This is a genomic window from Orbus sasakiae (assembly GCF_039542345.1).
Taxonomy (GTDB): Bacteria; Pseudomonadota; Gammaproteobacteria; order Enterobacterales; family Orbaceae; genus Orbus; species Orbus sasakiae.
Genome location: NZ_BAABHY010000001.1, coordinates 559,039 through 579,837 on the forward strand (window position 1 = coordinate 559,039; position 20,799 = coordinate 579,837).

The window sequence follows — 20,799 nt, forward strand, 5'->3', positions numbered from 1 at the left end:
GGAAAGGATGATTAAACGAAGTGTTGCATGGCTATGCGTGCTGGCGAATTTGTTATTGGCCTCACCAGCAATGGCTAAAACAGTGGAATGTTTGGTTAAGCCCTCTTACGATATTGTTGTCAGTCAATCATCCGTACAATTGGCAAATCCACAGACAAATGTGATTATCATGCCAAACGGTGCAGTGATGTTAAATGGGCAAAGCGTTAAAACCAAGCCGGCCATCCAAAAAGAAGCTAAGCAGTTTCAGGCTTATTTGCGTGAGCAGTTACCCCTTTTTGAAAACCGTGCTTATTGGCAGCTCAATGATGTGCGCGTCGCTTTTGAAACGGCTATCCGTGAAAAGCTCGGCAATAAAAGTGAATTATTAAAGCACCTCAATAATCTGCATGCGCAGCTAACGGATTTATTACATAAGTCAATTCAAACCAAAGATGGCGTGACGTATTTTTATTATCAGCCCTTTAATAATATCAAAAAAGACGGTGAAGACATTGGTGAAAAAGTCTTTTATAAAATATTGGGTGATAGCATTACCAGTTTTAATCTATTTAAAAACTATTCAGCCATTAAAAAAATAGCCAAACAAGAGTGGAAAGAACAAAAAGTGATTTTAAAATCATTCGATGAGCACGTGTGTGAGCTGATCAGTGATATTGATAATCAATATAATCATTTGATGATTGGCTTAAATTAGTTTGTGTGTTGACTTCGTTTAGCATCAAGCTCGATATAATATTGAATTAGCAAAAACTGCCAATGAGAGCAGGGTATAAAAAGGGAAAACGATGGCTGATTATTACGGCTTATTTACGCAATATATTAATGTCTTTGCGATTATTTGGAGTGGGATTAAAACCGGTTTATTGAGTTTTATTGTTGCCTTGATTGTTTTAGTGTTATTTAAAAAATGGGTATTAGTTCGTCGTCGTTACCCGGCACTGAGGTATTTAGCTATAAGCTACTACTTCCTTATTCCGTTAGTTTGTTTTGGCTTTGGTCTGGTTTACGGCTTAATCACAACCAGTCGCGATCAAATCATTGATAAACTGCCATTATATCAAAGTACCGCTCAATCGTTTGCAGAACAGAATTTCGACTTTAACCTCAAAATCGATGTGTATGGTAATAAAAGTCTCGATGAAGCGATGAACGATGCCGTCAATGATATTGAATATATCATCTTGTCTGAAATCGAACTGGCTAAACAAAATCACCAAGTTGTGCATCAATTTATATTAACGGTTATTGAGTCACCAGTAGGGCTCAAATTAATCAAATCAAATTTAAAAGATAAAGTGGCCTCTGGCGTTGGACTGAATCGGCAGTTGATGGATGAAGTATTTGAAATCAAATTATCTCAGTTATTTACCGGTGACACGATCATTAAAATCATGGGGTTTTATGTGACGCAAATTGCCAATGGATTTTTAATTCCGCTCGTCATCATTTGGTTAATTTTAATGCTGTTGCCTGTGATTGAGATCATTTTTGCTTGCCGTTATAACAAAAAGTATCAAGCCTTTATACGGCAGACCGATAAATTTAGTCAATAAGTCAACGATGTGAGGATAGACATCATTTCCAACATCTGCGACAATGTGAACTTATGTAATATTTTCAAAGGGGTAAAGAAACAGATGACCGCAAGTATTATTGATGGCAAAGCACTTGCCCAAACAATTAGGACTGATATTTCGCAAAAAGTCGCACAACGTAAAGCGAATGGTTTACGTGCACCCGGCCTTGCTGTCGTCCAAGTTGGCGCTGATCCTGCATCGAAGATTTATGTCAAAAATAAGCAAAAAGCCTGCGATGAAGTGGGATTTGTCTCTTTTGCTTATGAGTTTTCTGCATCAACAACACAAGAGTTATTAGATTTAATCGATAAACTTAATGTGCAAGCGGATGTTGATGGCATTTTGGTACAGTTACCTTTACCCGATAATATTGATAAAACGCGCGTACTTGAGCGTATTGATCCGAAAAAAGACGTTGATGGTTTCCATCCCTTTAATATTGGCCGTTTATTGCAGCGTGAGCCGGTATTAAGACCTTGTACGCCTTATGGCATAGTCACCATGCTGAAATCAACAGGCGTTAACCTGTCAGGGCTTAATGCTACTGTGGTTGGGGCTTCAAGCATTGTTGGTCGTCCAATGGCATTAGAATTATTGCTGTTAGGATGTACAACAACCATTACCCATAGCCGCACCACCGATTTGGCTGATCATGTTAAACGTGCAGACATTGTGATTGCAGGTGTTGGTATCCCGAACTTTGTTAAAGGGGAATGGATTAAAGAGGGCGCGATTGTGATCGATGTTGGGATTAATCGCTTAGCCGATGGCAAATTAGCCGGTGACGTTGAATATGAATCGGCCGCGAAGCATGCGCGTTTTATTACACCAGTACCTGGTGGCGTAGGGCCAATGACGGTTGCAACACTAATGCAAAATACATTAGAAGCCTGTGAAAAGTTTGGTCAAAAGTAGGTAGTTTAAGATCCGTTGTATTAACGCGAAAATAAGATAACAAAATTAAAAAGGAATGTAATATGATTATTTTTCATACAAATAAAGGCGATGTTAAGATTGAGACTTTTGATGACAAAGCGCCAGAAACGGTTAAAAACTTTATCGAGTATTGTAAAGAAGGATTTTATGACAATACGATTTTCCACCGTGTAATTAATAATTTTATGATTCAAGGTGGCGGGTTTGAACCAGGTATGAAGCAAAAGAAAACCAAAGCACCTATCAAAAATGAAGCGGCTAATGGTTTAAAAAATAGTCGTGGTACATTAGCAATGGCAAGAACCAATGATCCCCATTCTGCAACCGCACAGTTCTTTATTAACGTTGTTGATAATGACTATTTAGACTTCCGTTCAGCCGATGTAAGTGGTTACGGTTATTGTGTATTTGCAAAAGTGGTTGATGGTTTAGATGTTGTTGATGCCATTAAATCAGTGAAAACAGGCCGTAATGGCATGCATTCTGATGTGCCCGTTGAAGATGTGGTCATTAAAAGCGTGACTGTAGAATAATCAATGCAACGTTTTTTCATTGCTGATATTCACTTAAATGACAATGAGCCTGTGATAACAACAGGCTTTTTGCATTTTTTAGCAGACTTACCTGACCATTGTGAACTGTATATTTTAGGTGATCTGTTTGATTATTGGATTGGTGACGACCTCACTGAGTCGCTGCAAGATCAGGTTGCCAGTGCCTTATCGGCGTTAGCCACTCGCCATATTACCAGTTATTTTGTGCACGGAAACCGTGATTTTTTATTGGGCCAGCGCTACGCTAAAGCCTGCCAAATGACGCTATTATCTGATGTGAACGTGTTACCGGTTAATCAACAGAATTTACTGATACTGCATGGTGATTTGCTATGTACTGATGATACCGCTTATCAAAACTTTCGCCGCAAAATGCACAACAAGTGGCTACAACGACTGTTTTTAATGTTACCGCGTTTTATACGCAAAAACATTGCCGCTAAACTGCGCAATAAAAGCCAGCAACATAATCAGCACAAAGCGCAATACATTATGGATGTGAATCAAACGGCAGTCATGGAGATGATGACGCACTACCACGCTGATATCATGATTCATGGCCATACACACAAACCCGCTACACACCGATTTACACTTGACACAAAACCTGTTGAACGCCTCGTTTTAGGGGCTTGGCATGATGGTGTTAACTACATTCATCAAGATGAAAACGGTCAAGTTAAATTGATTCAGTGTTGACGTTATCCGTTAACCCTTTCAATGGGTGATTAACGGTAAGTTTAAGAAAATGCATTAATATCAAAAGCTGCACCTTCAATAGTAAAACAGATATTGTGCGTTGATCCTCATTTTTCAATAAGATGATAAAACGTTCATCAACATTGTGTTACACATTATTTATGCACATGTTGTGGCCTGAGAACTTAAAATAAAAATGCCATATTACGGCGCAATTATCTGAAAATAATTATCAGGACAATTCATTTGTATCAAATCAAAATTGACCTATAATAGTGACTTTGATGAACTAAAAAAATAAGAAAAAATGCAAGAAAAAGCAAGATGGATTAAGGATCTATGTCGATTTTTACCGTTAAAAAGTCAGTTTGTTTTATCGGGGAATATTCACGACTTACAAGCCTATGAAATAGCAGAAAACATCGTAACACCCCAAACGCTAGAGCAGACACTATTTCGAACCTTTCGTTGTGCCGGTTATGAGAATGTGCTGGTTTGGAATCCAATGAATGGTTTCAGATTAGTATCGAGCCATGATTTTCCAATTAAAAACGAGAAGTCGTTTTTTGCTCAGATTGGACTGACAGCGGATAATGGTCAAGCGTCAGGTGGCATAGATATGCTCAGTATGGTTCTTGAGCGACTGACTCAGCTTACGACCGAACCGGTTGCTTTGGTGATCGATTTTGCATCACAAATTGTATTGCGAGCGGATAATTTAACGGCCCAAGAGCATCAACTATTTACTCGTGCATTAGTGCTGTCTCATTCTACGCTTGCAAGACCATCTGGCGAGCAACGAAAACCTTTTTATAATACCGTTGTTTGGATCGTTGAAAAAGAAGGTGATTTACCGGATTGGTTCTTAATCAATAATCCCCATTTACGTCATATTCCGATTCCAAAACCTGACCAGTCAATGCGTCAGTCACTTGCCCCCGCACTGTTACGTGGTTTTTTACATGCCAGTACGCTTGATAGCGAGGACTTTGAAAAGTATACCAATGAATTTAGTCAGAACACTGAGGGGATGTTATTGCTAGACCTCAATGCGATTGCCACGCTAGCTCGGGTTGAACAGGTTCCGGTGCATAATGTCGCGGATGCCGTTCGACGCTATAAAGTTGGCGTAACCGAAGACCCATGGCAAAAAATTGATTACAGCCGCATTAAAAAGGCCGATGACTTTATTGCTAAGCGCGTAAAAGGGCAAGAACATGCGGTGACCCATATTTTAGATATTGTTAAGCGTGCGATTACAGGCGTTGGTTATAAACGCAAAGGCAATAGACCGCGTGGTGTGGTGTTTCTTGCTGGCCCAACAGGGGTGGGTAAAACGGAACTTGCCAAGTCGGTTACCAGCTTATTGTTTAATGATGAAAATGCCTATATTCGCTTTGATATGTCAGAATTTAGTAGTGAACATGCTGATCAACGGTTGATTGGTGCCCCGCCAGGGTATGTCGGTTATGATGTTGGCGGCGAATTGACAAATGCGATTCGTGAAAAACCCTTTAGTGTTGTGTTGTTTGATGAAATTGAAAAAGCACATCCACGGATTTTAGATAAATTTCTTCAAATTCTTGATGATGGTGTCCTCACCTCAGGCCGTGGTGAACGCGTCTATTTTTCTGAGGCATTGATTATTTTCACCTCGAATTTGGGCATTTATAAAGTGGATAATCAGGGGCTACGTACGCCTAATGTGACACAATCTGATGCATATGACGCGGTAAATACCAAGGTACGACAGGAGATTGAGCGTTACTTTAAACTCGTCCTTAATCGCCCCGAAATATTAAACCGTATCGGTGAAAATATTGTGGTGTTTGATTTTATCCGCCCGAATGTTGCAAAAGCCATTTTTACGCAGATGGTCAACAATATTATTGATGATTTACGTGACAATCATTTTGAGCTTCAGATAACGCCGAGCGCATTACAAGCTTTAGAAAATATTGCGTTAGCTGACTTATCTAATGGTGGGCGCGGTATTCGTAACCAAATTGAAGCCCATTTGCTCAATCCGCTTTCACGGCACGTTTTTACATTAAATCCTCAGCCAAATCAGTGTTTGTTGATTGAAGATGTAAAGCCAAATCAGTTAACGGTCGTGTTAAAATAAAATGGAGATGGGGCTTTCACGCGTACATTTTCCGGTAACGACATTAGGCCCAGGGCAGCGTTTAGGGATTTGGTTTCAAGGTTGTCACTTACAGTGTCAAGGCTGTATTTCAACGGATACATGGCCAAAAGCAAAACATTTAACCGATATTGATGCGTTGCTTGATGTTATCAAAGATTGGATTCATCTGGCTGAAGGAATCACCATTTCTGGCGGCGAACCCTTTGAGCAACCGCAGGCCCTGGCTTATTTAGTTCACCAATTAAAACGCTTAACACCTGTTGATATACTGATTTATACGGGATTACCCTTTGCAAAGATTGTTAATGACGTAAATGTGATGGCCCCAAATGTCGATGTGATCATTTCCGAACCTTTTGTTATTAATGAGGCACAAACATTTACGTTACGGGGTAGTGATAATCAAAACATGCATTTATTAACGCCACTTGGTCAAGCACGTTTTGCTGATTATCAATATCAACGCATGGATGACCAGCATCATGCTTTGGATATGATGTTTGATGAAAAAGGTGTAATTTGGTTTGCGGGTATACCAAAACGCGATGATTTTTTAACGCTGCAAACGCTACTTGAAAATCAAGGCCACCAATTAAAAACAACGGCTCATAAAACGAAACAGCATAAAAGACGCTGATAGATGAATAATATAAATATCCTACGGAATAGTTACTGATGTCTATGATGAGATTTTGCCCCAATTGCCAAACTGAACGGTCATTATATGAGATTTTTTGTGAGGGTCAGCATAATGGACATCAATGTGGATGGGACTTATCGCGTGAGGCGATAAGAGAAACGGGCTGGCGGCCTGCTTTAATTATTACCGCTGAACAATTACCCTCTATTCCCAATGATTGTACCGGCTTAACCTGCCGTAATGGTCACCCAATCGAAGCGGGGGATTTAATTTGCCTGACATGTGGTGAAGACGTTGCCGCGGTAGCAGAACATTTACCAACATCGACGTCTACGTCTGATGATTCAATTCATTGTGCACAAAGTGCGCCCAATCCATCAGAAACATCGGTGAATGATTGGCGTTTATTACAAAAAATTGCTGAATCAGACGATGTCTTTACGCGCTATCATGTTGAACATCGTACGTTGCTAACACACGCAACCTTGACGTTGTATGCGGTCGATCGTGAGCCCAATAGTGATATCTATGACGTACTCAGAACCTTACCACGCGAACATGTGCCTGAGATCATTGAGTCAGGACGATGGCAAGGGCAAGCTTATGTTGTGACCGAACGTCTGTCACACGGTTCTTTAGCTGACGCTGGGATCATCATGACGGATATTCCGACCATTAAACACGTGGTCAGTGAACTTGGTTCGGCACTCAATTGCTTTGCGCAAGCGGGGCTGCGTCTTTGTGATTTACGCCCAGAAACATTACTGGTTCGCACCAATCAGCCACTTGATTTAGTTGTCACCGATTTTGGGTCAGCCAGACTTTCTGAATTTGATTTGGATATTATTTCACCTTTAACATCAAGCTACTATATGGCGCCGGAAACCGTGGTCGGTGGAGTCAGTATGAGTTCAGATTGGTGGAGTCTTGGCATGATATTGCTAGAACAGCTGACTGACGGCACGTGTTTTCAGCATGTGAATCAACAGGCATTTATGATTCATATTTTGACAAATGGTGTTGTTATTCCCGACCATCTCGATTCGGATATCCAATTGCTACTAAGGGGATTATTAACTAAAAATCATCATCAACGCTGGCAATGGCTTGACGTTCAAGCATGGTTAAAAGGCGAGATGGTGGCATCGCCTACCAGTAGGGTAATTGAGCAAGAGGTACTCGATGGCGTCGCGATTGAGCTTAATCGCCGTTTTTACCGCAAACCGGAACATTTTGCCCTTGCTGCCGCGGAGCATGCTCATTGGCAAGCCGCCACTGAGCTACTTTTAAATGGATCACTGTTAACCTGGTTAACACAAATTGAGTATGATATCAGTAAAATGAATCATATTCGGTTTGTTATTCAGCAAGATTCACTGCCCAATAATGCCAAATTGATGTTAGCACTTAAGGTGCTAAATCAGGATATGCCTTTGGTGTGGGAGGGCGAAATTGTATCATCACCTTGGTTGCTAAAATACCCCATTGAGGGGTATCAACTCATTAGTGGCATGGTGCCCGCATTCCTAAGACAATTGAATACGGAGAGTTGGTTATGGCAATTACACGAACGTATTGCAATCGTATTTAAACGTGCTAAAAATATTGAGATTGAACTCGTCGATGACTTTGTGAAAATTCATCTGTTGTCTACATCACGTACGCAGTTGTTAGCACAATGGCAAGAGCGTTGGCAGCTGTTCCCTGATGCCATTCATCCTGGCGTGTTATCGCTTATGGAAAGAACAATTATTAGTGATGAAGACCTGATCATTTTATTGAGTTGCCCATTATCGCTATTTCGATCAGCTGATAATGTCTTATTGGATATTAATCAACAGGTCAAAGATCTTAATATTTTAGCGTTTTCAGCAGAATCATTGCCTAAATTGATCCTCCAACCAAGGGTCGCGCTTTATAAAGAACTTAATGAGCGAATTATCGGTTTTGCTAAAACAGGCTACGATGAGATTAATCAGTGGGTAGAACAATATCGATTGGAAAAACGGCTTCCATTAAATCGATTGCTTTTGTTACTCGGTATCGAAAAACAGCAGTGGCGACAACCTGAAGAATATCAATATATCACTCAGATAATGGATTATTTTAGTAAGAAAGTTGCAACAGCCATTATGCTTGGCCCGTTAGTGAGAATGCGGTTAGGGCCTCTTTCATCACGTGTGGATCTGAGCTCTTTAGGGACGGAAACAAAGCCCAGCGATGTTTTACTTAACCATTTACTAACGCGAAATGTAAAACCGTGCCGTGTAGATCCGATGGTATTTTCGAATAATAGTCCACTGAATAGACGAATGGTGAATCTCCAAAATCAGTGTCGATCAGATTTTCGTGATAGTGGTGTGAATGGGTTATATATGGGTTTTCCTTTTCTTTATTATAAGGAAAGTCATGTTAACCGTCTGCCACGTATTGCCCCTGTCTTTTTGTGGCCACTTAACATTAATAGTGAGCTCGGTGCAACTCAAAATACGACGCTAGCATTTGATAACCAACGTGAAGAAGTGCGAATCAATCCTGCGCTTGAGCACATGCTGGGTAAATCCCTGTTCACGCGGTTGTCAAATAAACTTGATGAATTAATGATTCGTTCCACTTTACATCAACATGATGTCATGGATATGTTAAGTGACATGGGATTAGTCTTAAATCATCAATTAATCCCATTACCTGAAAATACAGAGATTGAAAGTGGTAAATTATTTTTCGATTGTGTTGCGGTGATATTCAATGTCAATTTTGTTGGTCAAGTTATTGGTGAGGATCTACGGTTTCTCAAGCAACTGTCGCCAACAGGAACCGGCCTTGAAACAGCTATGCGACTTAATACTGCAACTGAAAATTTGGCTATCGTTGATAAACCTCCTGAGCATCAACGCTTTTTGACGGTTGCCAGTGATCCGTCACAAGAAAATGCGATATTTAAGGCACGTCAGGCGCCTGGACTATTGATTGAAGGGCCGCCGGGTACTGGTAAAAGTCAAACGATTGTGAATATGGTGGCTGATGCAATCGGGCGTAATAAAACACTATTAATTGTTTGTCAAAAAAAAGCCGCACTGGATGTGGTATATAAACGGTTAGTTGCTGAAAAGCTGGCATCTCGTAGCTTAATGATAAATGCGATCAATACCGATCGACAGGCGATTATCAGTAGTGTCAGGGAACAAGTGGTTGCCATCTTAAAAGGGCACAATGAACCGATCGATATGTTAGTCCGTGCTCGTGAACAGCAAGCTAATTTTGTGTCATCTTTGGAACAGCGTCTTGATGAGGTGTATCAATCGGTTCATCATCAAGATAATCAAATAGGTTTAAATTATCGACAACTTATTAGTGAGTTAATTTATTTAAGTCGCGATGAATTGCCATTTTCTGCCCCACAACTTAGACAAAGTTTACAAGACTTAAATCTGCATCAGTTGATGTTATTAGAAAATGAATGTGCACCATTAATTCGCTATTGGTTACCCGCTTATTATGAAAATAATCCACTGATTCATTTATCATTATTTTCACACGATACGGCAACGATTAATGATTTTTTAAAGACATTTAATGACTTTTTAGAAACAGAAAAAAGCCGTGTTGAAATCTTGGCATTACATCAAAGTCGTTTTGATTTTGATGAACCTACGCCTTATAAGGCGTGGATTAAAACTTATGCTCAAGATTTGCTTGCAATTACAGAGCCAGTGCGAGGCAGATTAAATAAATGGTTAAGCCTTTTTAACTCTGACCGTGGTGCACAGATCTTACATCAACTCAATCAAGTTTTAGAACAACAGCAAACGATTCGTCATCATGTATGGCACGATATTTCACCAACATTAATTCGTTTCACGCCTCAACACTTACAACAGTTGATTTTGTATACCCAAGTAGCAAACTCTGCCCGTTCATGGCTATCGATATTGAATGTTAAACGTAAACTGTATTGTTACCGTGTGAAGCGTACGCTCAATGAATTGGGCTATCATTTTGATGCTCAAACATTAAACCGATTCTTACAAGCCTTGCAACTCGAGCAACAGTATCGTCCAATCCGTGATGCGTTAAATTCGTTATATCAACACCTTGATCTCCCTCCTTATCCGGCCGAAATGGGGCATTCAATTGGCGACGATATTCGTCTACGTATTGCGCAATTGCAAGACGTGCAGCAATGGGCTGTGAAACTTTCAACTTCCCCTGCCCATGACGATATTGAGCAAGCTGTGTTAAATAGCACACAAGCAGTTAATACACTCTTACAAGACTTTGATGTAGCTTTCGTGCGTTATGAGGCAAAGGTCAAGTCCATTAATTCGTTAATCACGATTAAGAGCTACCTGAATTCTGACATTTATGAAGCTGCTAACTTGGCTATCTGCCATCATCAATCAACACCGCTTGATATCCTGATGATTCAACAGCATTTATCAGAGGTGTATCATTATCAATATTTTAGGGTTCGGTCCCGGCATTTATCTTCCGAGGCAATGACGTTATTAATGCATTTACGAACGTATCACAATGAATTAGAGAAAATGCCAGAACATCAGCTTGAACAGAGCTTTAGGCAAGTGTTAAATTTTGAAGCTAGACTGAGTTGGAAATCAAAGTTAGAGCAAGAAACCCCCGCCTTGTTAGCGGATAACCAAGAACACGAGCAGTATATTGCTGAATTGCTTGAAGCCGATAAAGGGATGAGACACCTTAATCGACAGTTCTTAAACAATAATATTGATCGTTCTGCATTGGCCTCACTGGGTGAATGGGAAGCGATTACCCGTTTAACAGGGCAACGTGCACTGAGATTAAGGGAGTTTATCAACAGGGGGATTGGTTTAGGGTTAATGTCAGTCAGACCAGTATGGTTAATGACCCCAGACGTTGCCAGTCAAGTATTACCCCTTAAAGCGGGATTATTTGATGTTGTTATCTATGATGAAGCGTCACAAATGCCGGTTGAATATGCGTTACCGACATTGTATCGCGCTAAAACCATAATTGTCAGCGGTGATGAAAAACAGATGCCGCCAACGTCTTTTTTCAGTAGTCAAATACAGATGGATGAAGAGGAGTCACCTGATCTCAAACTGTCCTATGAAGAAATTAGCGAAAAAGAGCAGAAAGAACAGGAAAATCTTTGGAATCAGCGAGAAATTATTGATTGCCCAGATTTGTTACAATTAGGTCGCAGTGTATTACCATCAACGACCTTACAGGTGCACTACCGTTCAAATTATCGTGAACTGATTCATTTTTCGAATGTTGCTTTTTATGCTAAACGGCTTAATGTCCCTGTGCGCCATTCAAAAGAAACATTGCAACTGATTAAACCTATTGAGTTAATTCAAATTAATGGTATTTATAAGGATCAGTCAAATCTTGAAGAAGCACAGTGCGTTATCGAGCAAATTTCCACATTGTGGCAAGTAGATGCGTCAAAAAGACCGACTATCGGGGTGGTAACGTTTAATAAAAAACAAGCTGAACTGATCTCGACATTGATTCATCAACGTATTGCTGAAGATGAAATGTTTAAACAGACTTATATTGAGGAAATCAATCGGCAAGATAGTGGCGAAGATATGTCTTTCTTCATAAAAAATGTTGAAAATGTGCAGGGTGATGAACGGGATATTATCATTTTTTCGACAACATTTGGTCGTAATGAATCAGGTACTTTTCGCCGTCATTTTGGTGTGTTGGGGCAACAAGGCGGCGAACGTCGGCTCAATGTGGCCATTACTCGTGCTAAACATCGAGTGATGATTATATCGTCTATGCCGATTGATGCGATTTCAGATATGTTAGAGACTCAGCGTCCACCACAGTCACCACGTGACTATCTGCAATCGTACCTTGAGTATGCGCGTACCCTGACGCATGCACTGTGGCAACAAAATAAAGAACTGTTAAATCGTTTTCATTCCATTGAGACGCAAAGTCCTCTTCAAGCAAATCAAGGGCGTGATGGTTTCTTAAATGATGTCGCAAAATTCCTTGATACGCTTAATATTTCTTACGATCAGTTATCGACCAATGACGTTTTTTCGTTAGATTTTGCGATTAAAGATCCCCAAACTAACCTGTATATATTAGGAATAGAGTGTGATCCTCCGCATCATCCTTTACTCGCTAATGCCCGTTCCAGAGAAATTTGGCGCATCAATGTGTTAAAACGCTCATTACCGGACATCTTCCGAATTTCATCGGCAAGTTGGTTTAGTCATAAAGATCAAATCCAACAGACCTTAAAACAATTAATTGATAAGCTAAATAATAAAGAGTAAAAGCGAATGAGTGGACCAAAAGTTGTACGGATTATAACGCGTGAGGAAGTCATACAAAATTGTCAACAGCGACTAAACCGAGTCGATATTGCAATCAGCCAATGGCAAAATAAACGGCAACGATTAGGCGGTGATATTCAACATGACGTTGCCTTGATTACACAGCAACGTCAACAGTTACAGTCATTATTGCAAGCAGATGAATTTGAAGCATTACAAAAAAGTGTCCCTTTATTACTCGAATCGCTGGCGGTCAATATAACCGATCGTCAGGAGCAAGCAATCAATCGGCAGGCCATGCAGTTACAGCAGCAACGGCAAATAAAAGAGAATGCTGCCGTCATATTGCAACAACTTGAGAAAAAAACCCGTTCAACGGTGCCAAGTCAATTATTAGAACAAATTAGGCAAATAAAACAAGGGACACTAGCCGATGAGGCTAATCATATTTTACAAGCTGGCTTTGAGTTTATACAGCAATCACAAGCTATAACGCCCGTTATGACTGATAGTCAAAAGGATATACTCAGTAAAATGACGCCAGGACACACCATGACGACGTTTGACGATTGGCGAAAAGCACAAGGAGGGTTAAACGAAAACTCGGCATTGAAAAAATTGGATCGTTATATTAGTGAAATAAACATGATTGACCCTGTGTTAGCAACATCATATCTTTCAAGGATTGCACAACTTGAAAATGAATCCCATCAAGCGCAGTATCAACTCTTGTTAGATAGTCTGAATATTGACTTAGCTAATGATATTCGCCGTTGTAAACATTACCAAGCGTTAACGGCACGTTTAGAAGGTTTGCTTGCCGAAGTCAAAAATCAGCATATCACACTCCCCGAGGCGGTTGAATTGAAAATCAAACAATTGAATGCGGTGCAAATCGCTGAAGTTGAAAGTTTGATTACCGCTTGCCAAACCAGTATCGATCAGCACACGTCACAGATTACGGCGAATTATCGCCGACAGGCCATTTTAAATGGGTTATCTAAACTCGGTTATGAAGTCCGTGAAGGGATGGCGACCGTATGGCAAAAAGACGGGAAAATTATTGTCAATAATCCTTCTATACCAGGATATGGCATTGAAGTTGGCGGGCAAACAGCCAGTCCGCGTTTACAAATAAGACCGGTTCGTTTAACGCCGATCGAGGACCGTAAACGTGATTTAGATGTCGAAACCCTATGGTGTAATGATTTCGATAAACTCAGGGAGTGGATGGCAAACCAAGGTTGTGAATTTGAACTTGAACGAAGCCTTGCAATTGGCCAAGCACCCGTAAAATATGTTTCAGTTACAACGCAACAAGTTGAGACAGTAAACAAACTGAAAAATTATAAAGACTGAGTCAAGGCCTACAGTAAGTGTATCGTTATCAAAATGAGACAGATGATGTTATTGCATTTTAGCTTTATTAAGCACAACATGATCTGTATCACTGTGTTTATCGATACAAAAATCAGCTCACTTAAATAAATTTACCATCAACATAAAACCAGTGAGAATCATGTTTGATAAAACGGCTGATTTCATGCATTTTTTCAGCTTTGCCTTGGCTATTACGGTAGCGCGCAGTGAATTCAACAAATGCTTCATTCGGCGATTGGCTATCCCAGCTTTTATGAATGACTAATTCTATCCATTTAGCTTCACTGATCTCTTCGGCGAGTTTACTTGGCAATGTTTTAGGGTGCCAAGTTTTGACTAAGTAATCGGCTTTACGCAGTGCGTAAGCGCTGTAACGTGAGCGCATTAACGTTTCGGCGGTTGGCGCATTTTTTTGCCAAAGGTGATACGGTTCGCAACAATCTTGGTAAGATTGATTTGAGCAGCAAGGGCATAATTGAGCTATTTTTTTATTCATAATTCAGTGTACTTTAAGTTAGAAATAGTAGTTAAGGAACGTCATTAACACGGGCATAATCAGCGTTAATAAAAACCCTTGTACAATGGCAGGTGGTACCATCACAATCCCACCACCTTTTTGTAGCATCGGTAGGGTAAAGTCCATGGAGGTAGCACCACAAATCCCTAATGACGTTAATTTAAAACGCTTGATTAAGCTTGGTATTAAAATGATCGCACACAGTTCACGCATGATGTCGTTTAAAAAGCTGATACTACCGATAATAGGGCCTTGCGCCTCAGTCATTAAAACGCCAGATAAAGAGTACCAACCAAAGCCTGATGACATAGCTAATCCTGTATTAATCGGTAAATCTAATAAATAGGAAGCTAGCAAGCCACCGAGTAGCGCACTGAGTGTCACTACCAGTGTCGTGGTCATACCGACTTTATTAATGAGGATTTGTTTAAGGCTAATGTTGTTACTCCGTAATTGAATACCAACCAGGACTAATAACACCACCAGCGTGACTTTACTGGCTGTTTCATTATATTGCCAAATCGATAGGGGAAGGAGTCCGCAAATAAAACCCAATACCAGTGCCAAACAAATGCGTAACGATTCCAATATCATTTTAAAGCGAGATACTAAAGGTTCGCTATTTGGGCCTTTACTGCGCCACGGTAATACCACATCAATGACCATCAGTGCAATCATATTAAAGCCAAAAGTACAGATGAACAGTAGTAAGGTGGAATATATGATGGTCGTCAAGTGGCTTAATAAATCGTTAAGCTGCGCCAGCTCGCTGCCCATTAAAAATAGAATCAAATAGACCATCAAACTTAATGATTGATTAATCGTATTGAGCCATTTGGGGTTAGATAATTTAATAAGATAGCCGATTAATAATGGAACCAGTGCTATCAAGATGCCAAACAACATAAATTGACCTTTGTGAACTTATTTTTTAAAGTAAAGTGGATAACCGGCTAGCCATCGTTTCGCGCAGATTATCTAATAATGCATAGCGATTACGGTATTCTGAGCGCTTTTTGCTGGCAATGTCTTCAATCGGTTTACGTGCAATGCTATTGGGTAAGCAATATAAGCCTTGTGCATTGACTTGACCATCAATCGTTTGCCAAAAATCATCATAATCAGAATGCAGTTGCTTAAAGCGACGCTTATAACGCCAGTTATTATAGATATGTGTTTTGTTACTGACAGCAACAATCTGTTCGAGTTTAAGCAGATTGGCTAAAATTAGCGCACTTTCTACCACCAAACGCTTAGGGAACACGCCATAACATGCTTTTGTTGCTTGTTGAATTGCACTGCGCGCATCTTTATTATTTGATCCTTGTAAACCCGCAATAAATAAGGTTGATTTACCTTGATACGCAATAATTGAAAAGGTTAAGGTTGCTAAATCAACACCCTGCTGGTCATAAACGCACAGACTGATTTCACCTTCACGGGAGTACTTATCTTCAGCTTGAATGACAACACGGATCATATCCTCATTTTTAGCTGTTAATTCAGCCAATAGATAAGGGGCGTCAGCATAAAAAGCGTGTGTGAGTTGGTCATTGTGTGCAGCTAAAAAATCATAATGATACACTAATGCTTGAAAACATGCTTTGTTGCTCATACATGAGGATAAATAAGGACGCTGCAATTTGCAGGGCAAATTTGTTTGCCTCGCTAAATAATCGCCAAGTAAGCGGTAATTGGCTAAATGCTCAAGCCACTGAAAGGTTCTTGGGTTTAAAAAAATTGAACGCAGAACAAATTTACAGCGGTAACGCCAATTTTGCCATAGCGGATTAAGGATAAGCTTACCTGAATAAAGCCATTTAAATAGCACCATTTTATTTTTAGGTGCAGTGATGTTCCGAATAGTGTTCATATGTTCTATTTTAACAATAAATGAATTTGAGTATAAATCACAAATAAAAATGAGTATGATAACCGATAAAGGACGATTAGTAGAGTTTTAAATATGAGTAAACAACATGTTGTTGAAAAATTAAAAGTAAAAAATATTGCACCACCTGCTAAATATATTGTTGTTTTACATAATGACGATTATACCACAATGGATTTTGTGATTGATGTATTGATGCGTTTTTTTGGGCATGATGAGCATAAAGCAACACAGATTATGCTTGCCGTTCATAAAGAGGGCAAAGGAATTTGCGGGGTCTATTCGGCTGAGATTGCCGAAACAAAAGTGTTTCAGGTAAGACAGTATGCACAGGAGCATCAGTTTCCACTAAGATGCACCATGGAGAAATTATCATGATGAATAAGCAGTTACAAATCGCAATTAACGAAGCATTTAATGAAGCGCAGTCCCTCGGTTATGAATATTTGACCGTCGAGCATCTATTACTATCGCTTTTAAAAGATAAAACGGTCAATAACGTTTTAACCGATTTGAATGTTGATATCGATAAACTCTATGATGAATTAAGTTTTTATATTGAACAAAACAGCAGTTATTTGCCTAATGATCAGGGCGAACAATTGACAGAACCAACGGTGGCTTTCCATCGAGTGATTGAACGTGCTGTGATCCATGCTCAATCTGCCGAAAAATCGGAAGTAACAAGTTGCGATGTATTAGTGTCAATCGTAAATGAAGAAGAGTCTTATGGGGCATATTTGCTACACAGTTTTGGCGTTGATTGGCTGAATTTAACGCGTTATCTGTCTCATCAATTACCGACTATGGTCAATCATCTTGAATCAAACGAAGAAAGCCAGGATGAACAAAATCCATTAGCACGTTACACCACAAATCTTAACGAGCAGGCTAAAGCGGGTAAAATTGATCCCTTAATTGGCCGTGAACATGATATCGAACGCGTCATGCAAGTTTTATGTCGACGCCGTAAAAATAATCCAATTTTAGTTGGTGAGGCAGGGGTAGGTAAGACCGCTATTGCAGAAGGACTTGCGTGGTTAATCGAGCAACATAACGTTCCCGAAGCCTTAGCTAATGCAACGATTTATTCATTTGATATCTCGTCAATTATTGCGGGTGCGACCTATCGTGGTGATTTTGAAAAACGTTTTAATGAATTAGCCAAAGCACTCGAAAAACAACCCAATAGTATTCTTTTTATCGATGAAATTCATATGATTGTGGGGGCGGGGGCCGCAGGTGAAAGTAAAGTGGATACGGCCAATTTATTTAAACCGTTATTATCATCAGGTAAAGTGCGTGTATTAGGCTCGACAACTTATCAAGAATATAGCCGAATTTTTGAAAAAGATCGGGCGCTAGCAAGACGTTTCCAGAAAATTGATGTGACCGAACCCTCAATGGACGATACCGTCAAAATCCTGCAAGGTTTAAAAAGCTATTATGAACAATTCCACAACGTGCATTATACGGCGAATGCGTTAAAAAGTGCGGTTGAACTCTCCGTTAAATATTTACCTGATCGCTTTTTGCCTGATAAAGCGATTGATTTGATTGATGAAGCTGGCGCCAAAAATCGTCTGTTACCAACCAAACAACGCAAGAAAACGATCAGTGTTACGGATATTGAGAAAATCATTGCTAAAATAGCGCGAATTCCTGAAAGTTCGGTTTCTACATCAGATAAAACAAAATTACAAAATCTGTCGACTCAGCTCAAGCGACAAGTGTTTGGTCAAGATAGTGCTATTGAAGTGCTCAGTGATGCGATTACGTTAAACCGAGCAGGTCTTGGTCGTGATAACAAGCCAATTGGTGCGTTTTTGTTTGCGGGACCAACCGGTGTGGGTAAAACGGAAATCACATTGCAGTTAGCTAAACAGTTAGGTATTGAGCTATTGCGTTTTGATATGTCAGAATATAAAGAAGCACATACGATTAGCCGTTTAATCGGTTCACCACCGGGTTATGTCGGTTTTGAACAAGGCGGATTATTAACCGATCAGGTTATTAAGCATCCTCACGCGGTGTTGTTGCTCGATGAAATCGAAAAAGCACATCCCGATATTTATAATTTGCTATTGCAAATTATGGATAATGGCACATTAACCGATAGTAATGGGCGTCGTGCTGATTTTCGTAACATCATTCTGGTGATGACAACCAATGCGGGTGTCCAAGAGACCGTAAAATCGTCCATTGGTTTTTCACAGCAAGATAAAAGCCTGGATGCCATGGCTGAAATTAATCGTGTGTTTAGCCCTGAATTTCGTAATCGTTTGGATAATATTATTTGGTTTGCGCATTTGAGTCGGTCAATTATGTTGCAAATTGTTGATAAGTTTATTGACCAATTACGAAACCAACTTAACGATAAGCGTGTTGAATTAGTGATCTCAAATGAGGCTAAAGCATGGCTTGCTGATAAAGGCTATGATAAAACGATGGGAGCAAGACCCATGGCCCGCGTCATTCAAGAGCAACTGAAAAAGCCAATTGCACAAGAACTGTTGTTTGGTAAGTTGCAACATGGTGGTAAGGTCAAAGTAGGTATAAAAGCCGGTAAAGTGAGTTTTGCATTTTATTCACACGTATAAGTGGCTTTCACGATAAATAATAAAAAGCACCGTCTGCCATTAATCGCACTGTGCTTTTTTATTGAATGTTATCAACTCATGTCATAAATCTTTTATCGAGATGTCATGTTTTTGTATTAATTGCTGATTAAGATAGGTGTTTGTTTCATCCCTTAACTGATTAATCTGCATTCGATAGGAGAACATGATGTCACGCCAAGCCTCATCCCTTGCTATATTCATTGCCGCAAGTATTTTTAGTTTAGCGGCCAATGCTGAAAGTCAGCAATATCCTGCTATTTTAGCGGGACATGCTGTTTTACCTGCAAATACATTTATTACACCGCCTAATGATGTACCACCTGATTTAATGATGAGTGGTAAATTTATTTCGGCGACACGTCAAGATAAAGCGCATACTATCGAAGGGTTATCTGCCGGTAGACCTACTGGTATCAGTTACCCGTTTGAGGGCCAACCCATCCAAGGTCATTCAGGCATTAAAAAAATGGCCGATGGCAGTTACTGGATCCTAACGGATAATGGTGCAGGTAACAAAGTCAACTCACCTGATTTTATGCTTTACTTAAATCAATATCAGATAGATTTTACGAATAATACGGTTAATCGACTCAGGACGATTTTTTTACACGATCCAGATAAAAATGTACCGTTTAGAATTGCGAATGAAGCTACGGATACACGTTATTTAACAGGCGCTGATTTTGATCCCGAAAGTTTCCAATTTGCTGGTGGCTTTTTGTGGGTCGGGGATGAATTTGGACCTTATCTGATCAAAGCCGATCTTAATGGTAAGGTACTACAAATATTTGAAACCAAAGTCGAAGATAGCATTGTTCATTCACCCGATCATTATCAAGTTAAAACGCCGGGTCAACCAACGGATAAAGTGAATTTTGAAGTAAAACGTTCAAAAGGGTTTGAAGGGATGGCGGTATCTGCTGATGGCACAAAACTTTACCCATTACTTGAAGGACCGTTGTTTGATGCTAAAACGCAGCAATATGAACATGTTGATGGCAAAAATTATTTGCGGATTTTAGAGTTTGATATCATCAAAAATACTTGGACGGGTCGTTCTTGGCAATATCCGTTAGCCGAAAATCATCATGCTATTGGTGATTTTAATATGATTGACTCACACTATGGTTTGATTATTGAACGTGATAATGGGGAAGGTGTGATTGAGTATGCTTGCCAAGGTGATCAGTCAACCACGCATTGTTTTGATAAAAATAACCTACCAAAATTTAAACGCGTTTACAAAGTCAAAATGGATGAGAGCAATGTTAACCAAGCTGTTGATAAAGTGGCTTATATTGATTTATTAGCCATTGATGATCCTAATCACCTGAGTAAAGCAGCTTACAGCCAAGGTAAATTTGTCTTCCCGTTTTTTACGATTGAAAATGTCGATATTGTTGACAATCAGCATATTATTGTTGGTAATGATAATAACTTGCCGTTTTCAAGCAGCCGTCTACCAAATAAAGCGGATGATAATGAACTGATTTTATTGTCAGTCGAGTCGTTTTTAAACGCTAAATAATTTTCTGC

15 protein-coding genes are annotated in these 20,799 nt (G+C 39.8%); 12 read left to right on the forward strand and 3 right to left on the reverse strand.

Annotation, left to right across the window (positions count from 1 at the left end):
* The first annotated feature begins 7 nt into the window (after positions 1 to 7).
* The 9 genes from ABEA36_RS02430 to ABEA36_RS02470 all read left to right on the forward strand — a co-directional run bounded on the left by ABEA36_RS02430 (position 8) and on the right by ABEA36_RS02470 (position 14,213).
* Complete coding sequence (locus ABEA36_RS02430) at positions 8 to 697, forward strand: DUF2884 family protein (RefSeq protein ID WP_345488427.1); 690 nt, start codon at positions 8 to 10, stop codon at positions 695 to 697.
* Positions 698 to 788: 91 nt separating this feature from the next.
* Positions 789 to 1,556: a hypothetical protein gene (locus tag ABEA36_RS02435; RefSeq protein ID WP_345488430.1), complete on the forward strand. Its 768-nt coding sequence runs from the start codon at positions 789 to 791 to the stop codon at positions 1,554 to 1,556.
* Positions 1,557 to 1,640: 84 nt separating this feature from the next.
* Positions 1,641 to 2,495 carry a bifunctional methylenetetrahydrofolate dehydrogenase/methenyltetrahydrofolate cyclohydrolase FolD gene (gene folD, locus ABEA36_RS02440; protein WP_345488432.1) on the forward strand — a complete coding sequence of 285 codons (855 nt, stop codon included), beginning with the start codon at positions 1,641 to 1,643 and terminating at the stop codon, positions 2,493 to 2,495.
* Positions 2,496 to 2,557: 62 nt separating this feature from the next.
* A complete protein-coding gene (ppiB, locus tag ABEA36_RS02445) occupies positions 2,558 to 3,049 on the forward strand; it encodes a peptidylprolyl isomerase B (protein WP_345488434.1) in 492 nt (163 codons plus the stop codon).
* A gap of 3 nt (positions 3,050 to 3,052) precedes the next feature.
* Complete coding sequence (locus ABEA36_RS02450) at positions 3,053 to 3,769, forward strand: UDP-2,3-diacylglucosamine diphosphatase (protein WP_345488436.1); 717 nt, start codon at positions 3,053 to 3,055, stop codon at positions 3,767 to 3,769.
* Between the two features lie 307 nt (positions 3,770 to 4,076).
* Entirely contained in the window at positions 4,077 to 5,894 is a 1,818-nt protein-coding gene (locus ABEA36_RS02455) for an AAA family ATPase (RefSeq protein ID WP_345488438.1), read from the forward strand.
* A gap of 1 nt (position 5,895) precedes the next feature.
* Entirely contained in the window at positions 5,896 to 6,552 is a 657-nt protein-coding gene (locus ABEA36_RS02460) for a 4Fe-4S single cluster domain-containing protein (RefSeq protein ID WP_345488440.1), read from the forward strand.
* A gap of 38 nt (positions 6,553 to 6,590) precedes the next feature.
* Positions 6,591 to 12,854: an AAA domain-containing protein gene (locus tag ABEA36_RS02465; RefSeq protein WP_345488442.1), complete on the forward strand. Its 6,264-nt coding sequence runs from the start codon at positions 6,591 to 6,593 to the stop codon at positions 12,852 to 12,854.
* 6 nt (positions 12,855 to 12,860) lie between these two features.
* Positions 12,861 to 14,213, forward strand: a complete 1,353-nt coding sequence (locus ABEA36_RS02470) for a hypothetical protein (protein ID WP_345488444.1) — start codon at positions 12,861 to 12,863, stop codon at positions 14,211 to 14,213.
* Between the two features lie 121 nt (positions 14,214 to 14,334).
* Here the strand turns inward: ABEA36_RS02470 and ABEA36_RS02475 are convergent, their stop codons facing one another.
* From ABEA36_RS02475 to ABEA36_RS02485, 3 genes are read right to left on the reverse strand one after another with little or no spacing between them, the layout of a single operon-like run.
* Entirely contained in the window at positions 14,335 to 14,730 is a 396-nt protein-coding gene (locus ABEA36_RS02475; RefSeq protein WP_345488446.1) for a YchJ family protein, read from the reverse strand.
* Between the two features lie 18 nt (positions 14,731 to 14,748).
* Positions 14,749 to 15,657: a LysO family transporter gene (locus ABEA36_RS02480; protein ID WP_345488448.1), complete on the reverse strand. Its 909-nt coding sequence runs from the start codon at positions 15,655 to 15,657 to the stop codon at positions 14,749 to 14,751.
* A gap of 25 nt (positions 15,658 to 15,682) precedes the next feature.
* On the reverse strand, positions 15,683 to 16,624 hold the full coding sequence (locus ABEA36_RS02485) for a VirK/YbjX family protein (RefSeq protein WP_345488450.1): 942 nt from the start codon (positions 16,622 to 16,624) through the stop codon (positions 15,683 to 15,685).
* 93 nt (positions 16,625 to 16,717) lie between these two features.
* On the opposite strand from ABEA36_RS02485, the gene clpS reads away from it, so the two are divergent.
* The 3 genes from clpS (at position 16,718) to ABEA36_RS02500 (ending at position 20,791) form a co-directional block, all read left to right on the forward strand.
* Positions 16,718 to 17,020, forward strand: coding sequence for an ATP-dependent Clp protease adapter ClpS (gene clpS, locus ABEA36_RS02490; protein WP_345488452.1), 303 nt, complete (start codon positions 16,718 to 16,720; stop codon positions 17,018 to 17,020).
* The gene (clpA, locus tag ABEA36_RS02495; RefSeq protein WP_345488454.1) at positions 17,017 to 19,242 is read left to right on the forward strand and encodes an ATP-dependent Clp protease ATP-binding subunit ClpA; all 2,226 of its coding nucleotides are present in this window, start codon (positions 17,017 to 17,019) and stop codon (positions 19,240 to 19,242) included. The genes clpS and clpA overlap by 4 nt, the downstream gene beginning before the upstream one ends.
* A gap of 187 nt (positions 19,243 to 19,429) precedes the next feature.
* Complete coding sequence (locus ABEA36_RS02500) at positions 19,430 to 20,791, forward strand: esterase-like activity of phytase family protein (protein ID WP_345488456.1); 1,362 nt, start codon at positions 19,430 to 19,432, stop codon at positions 20,789 to 20,791.
* Positions 20,792 to 20,799: the final 8 nt, after the last annotated feature.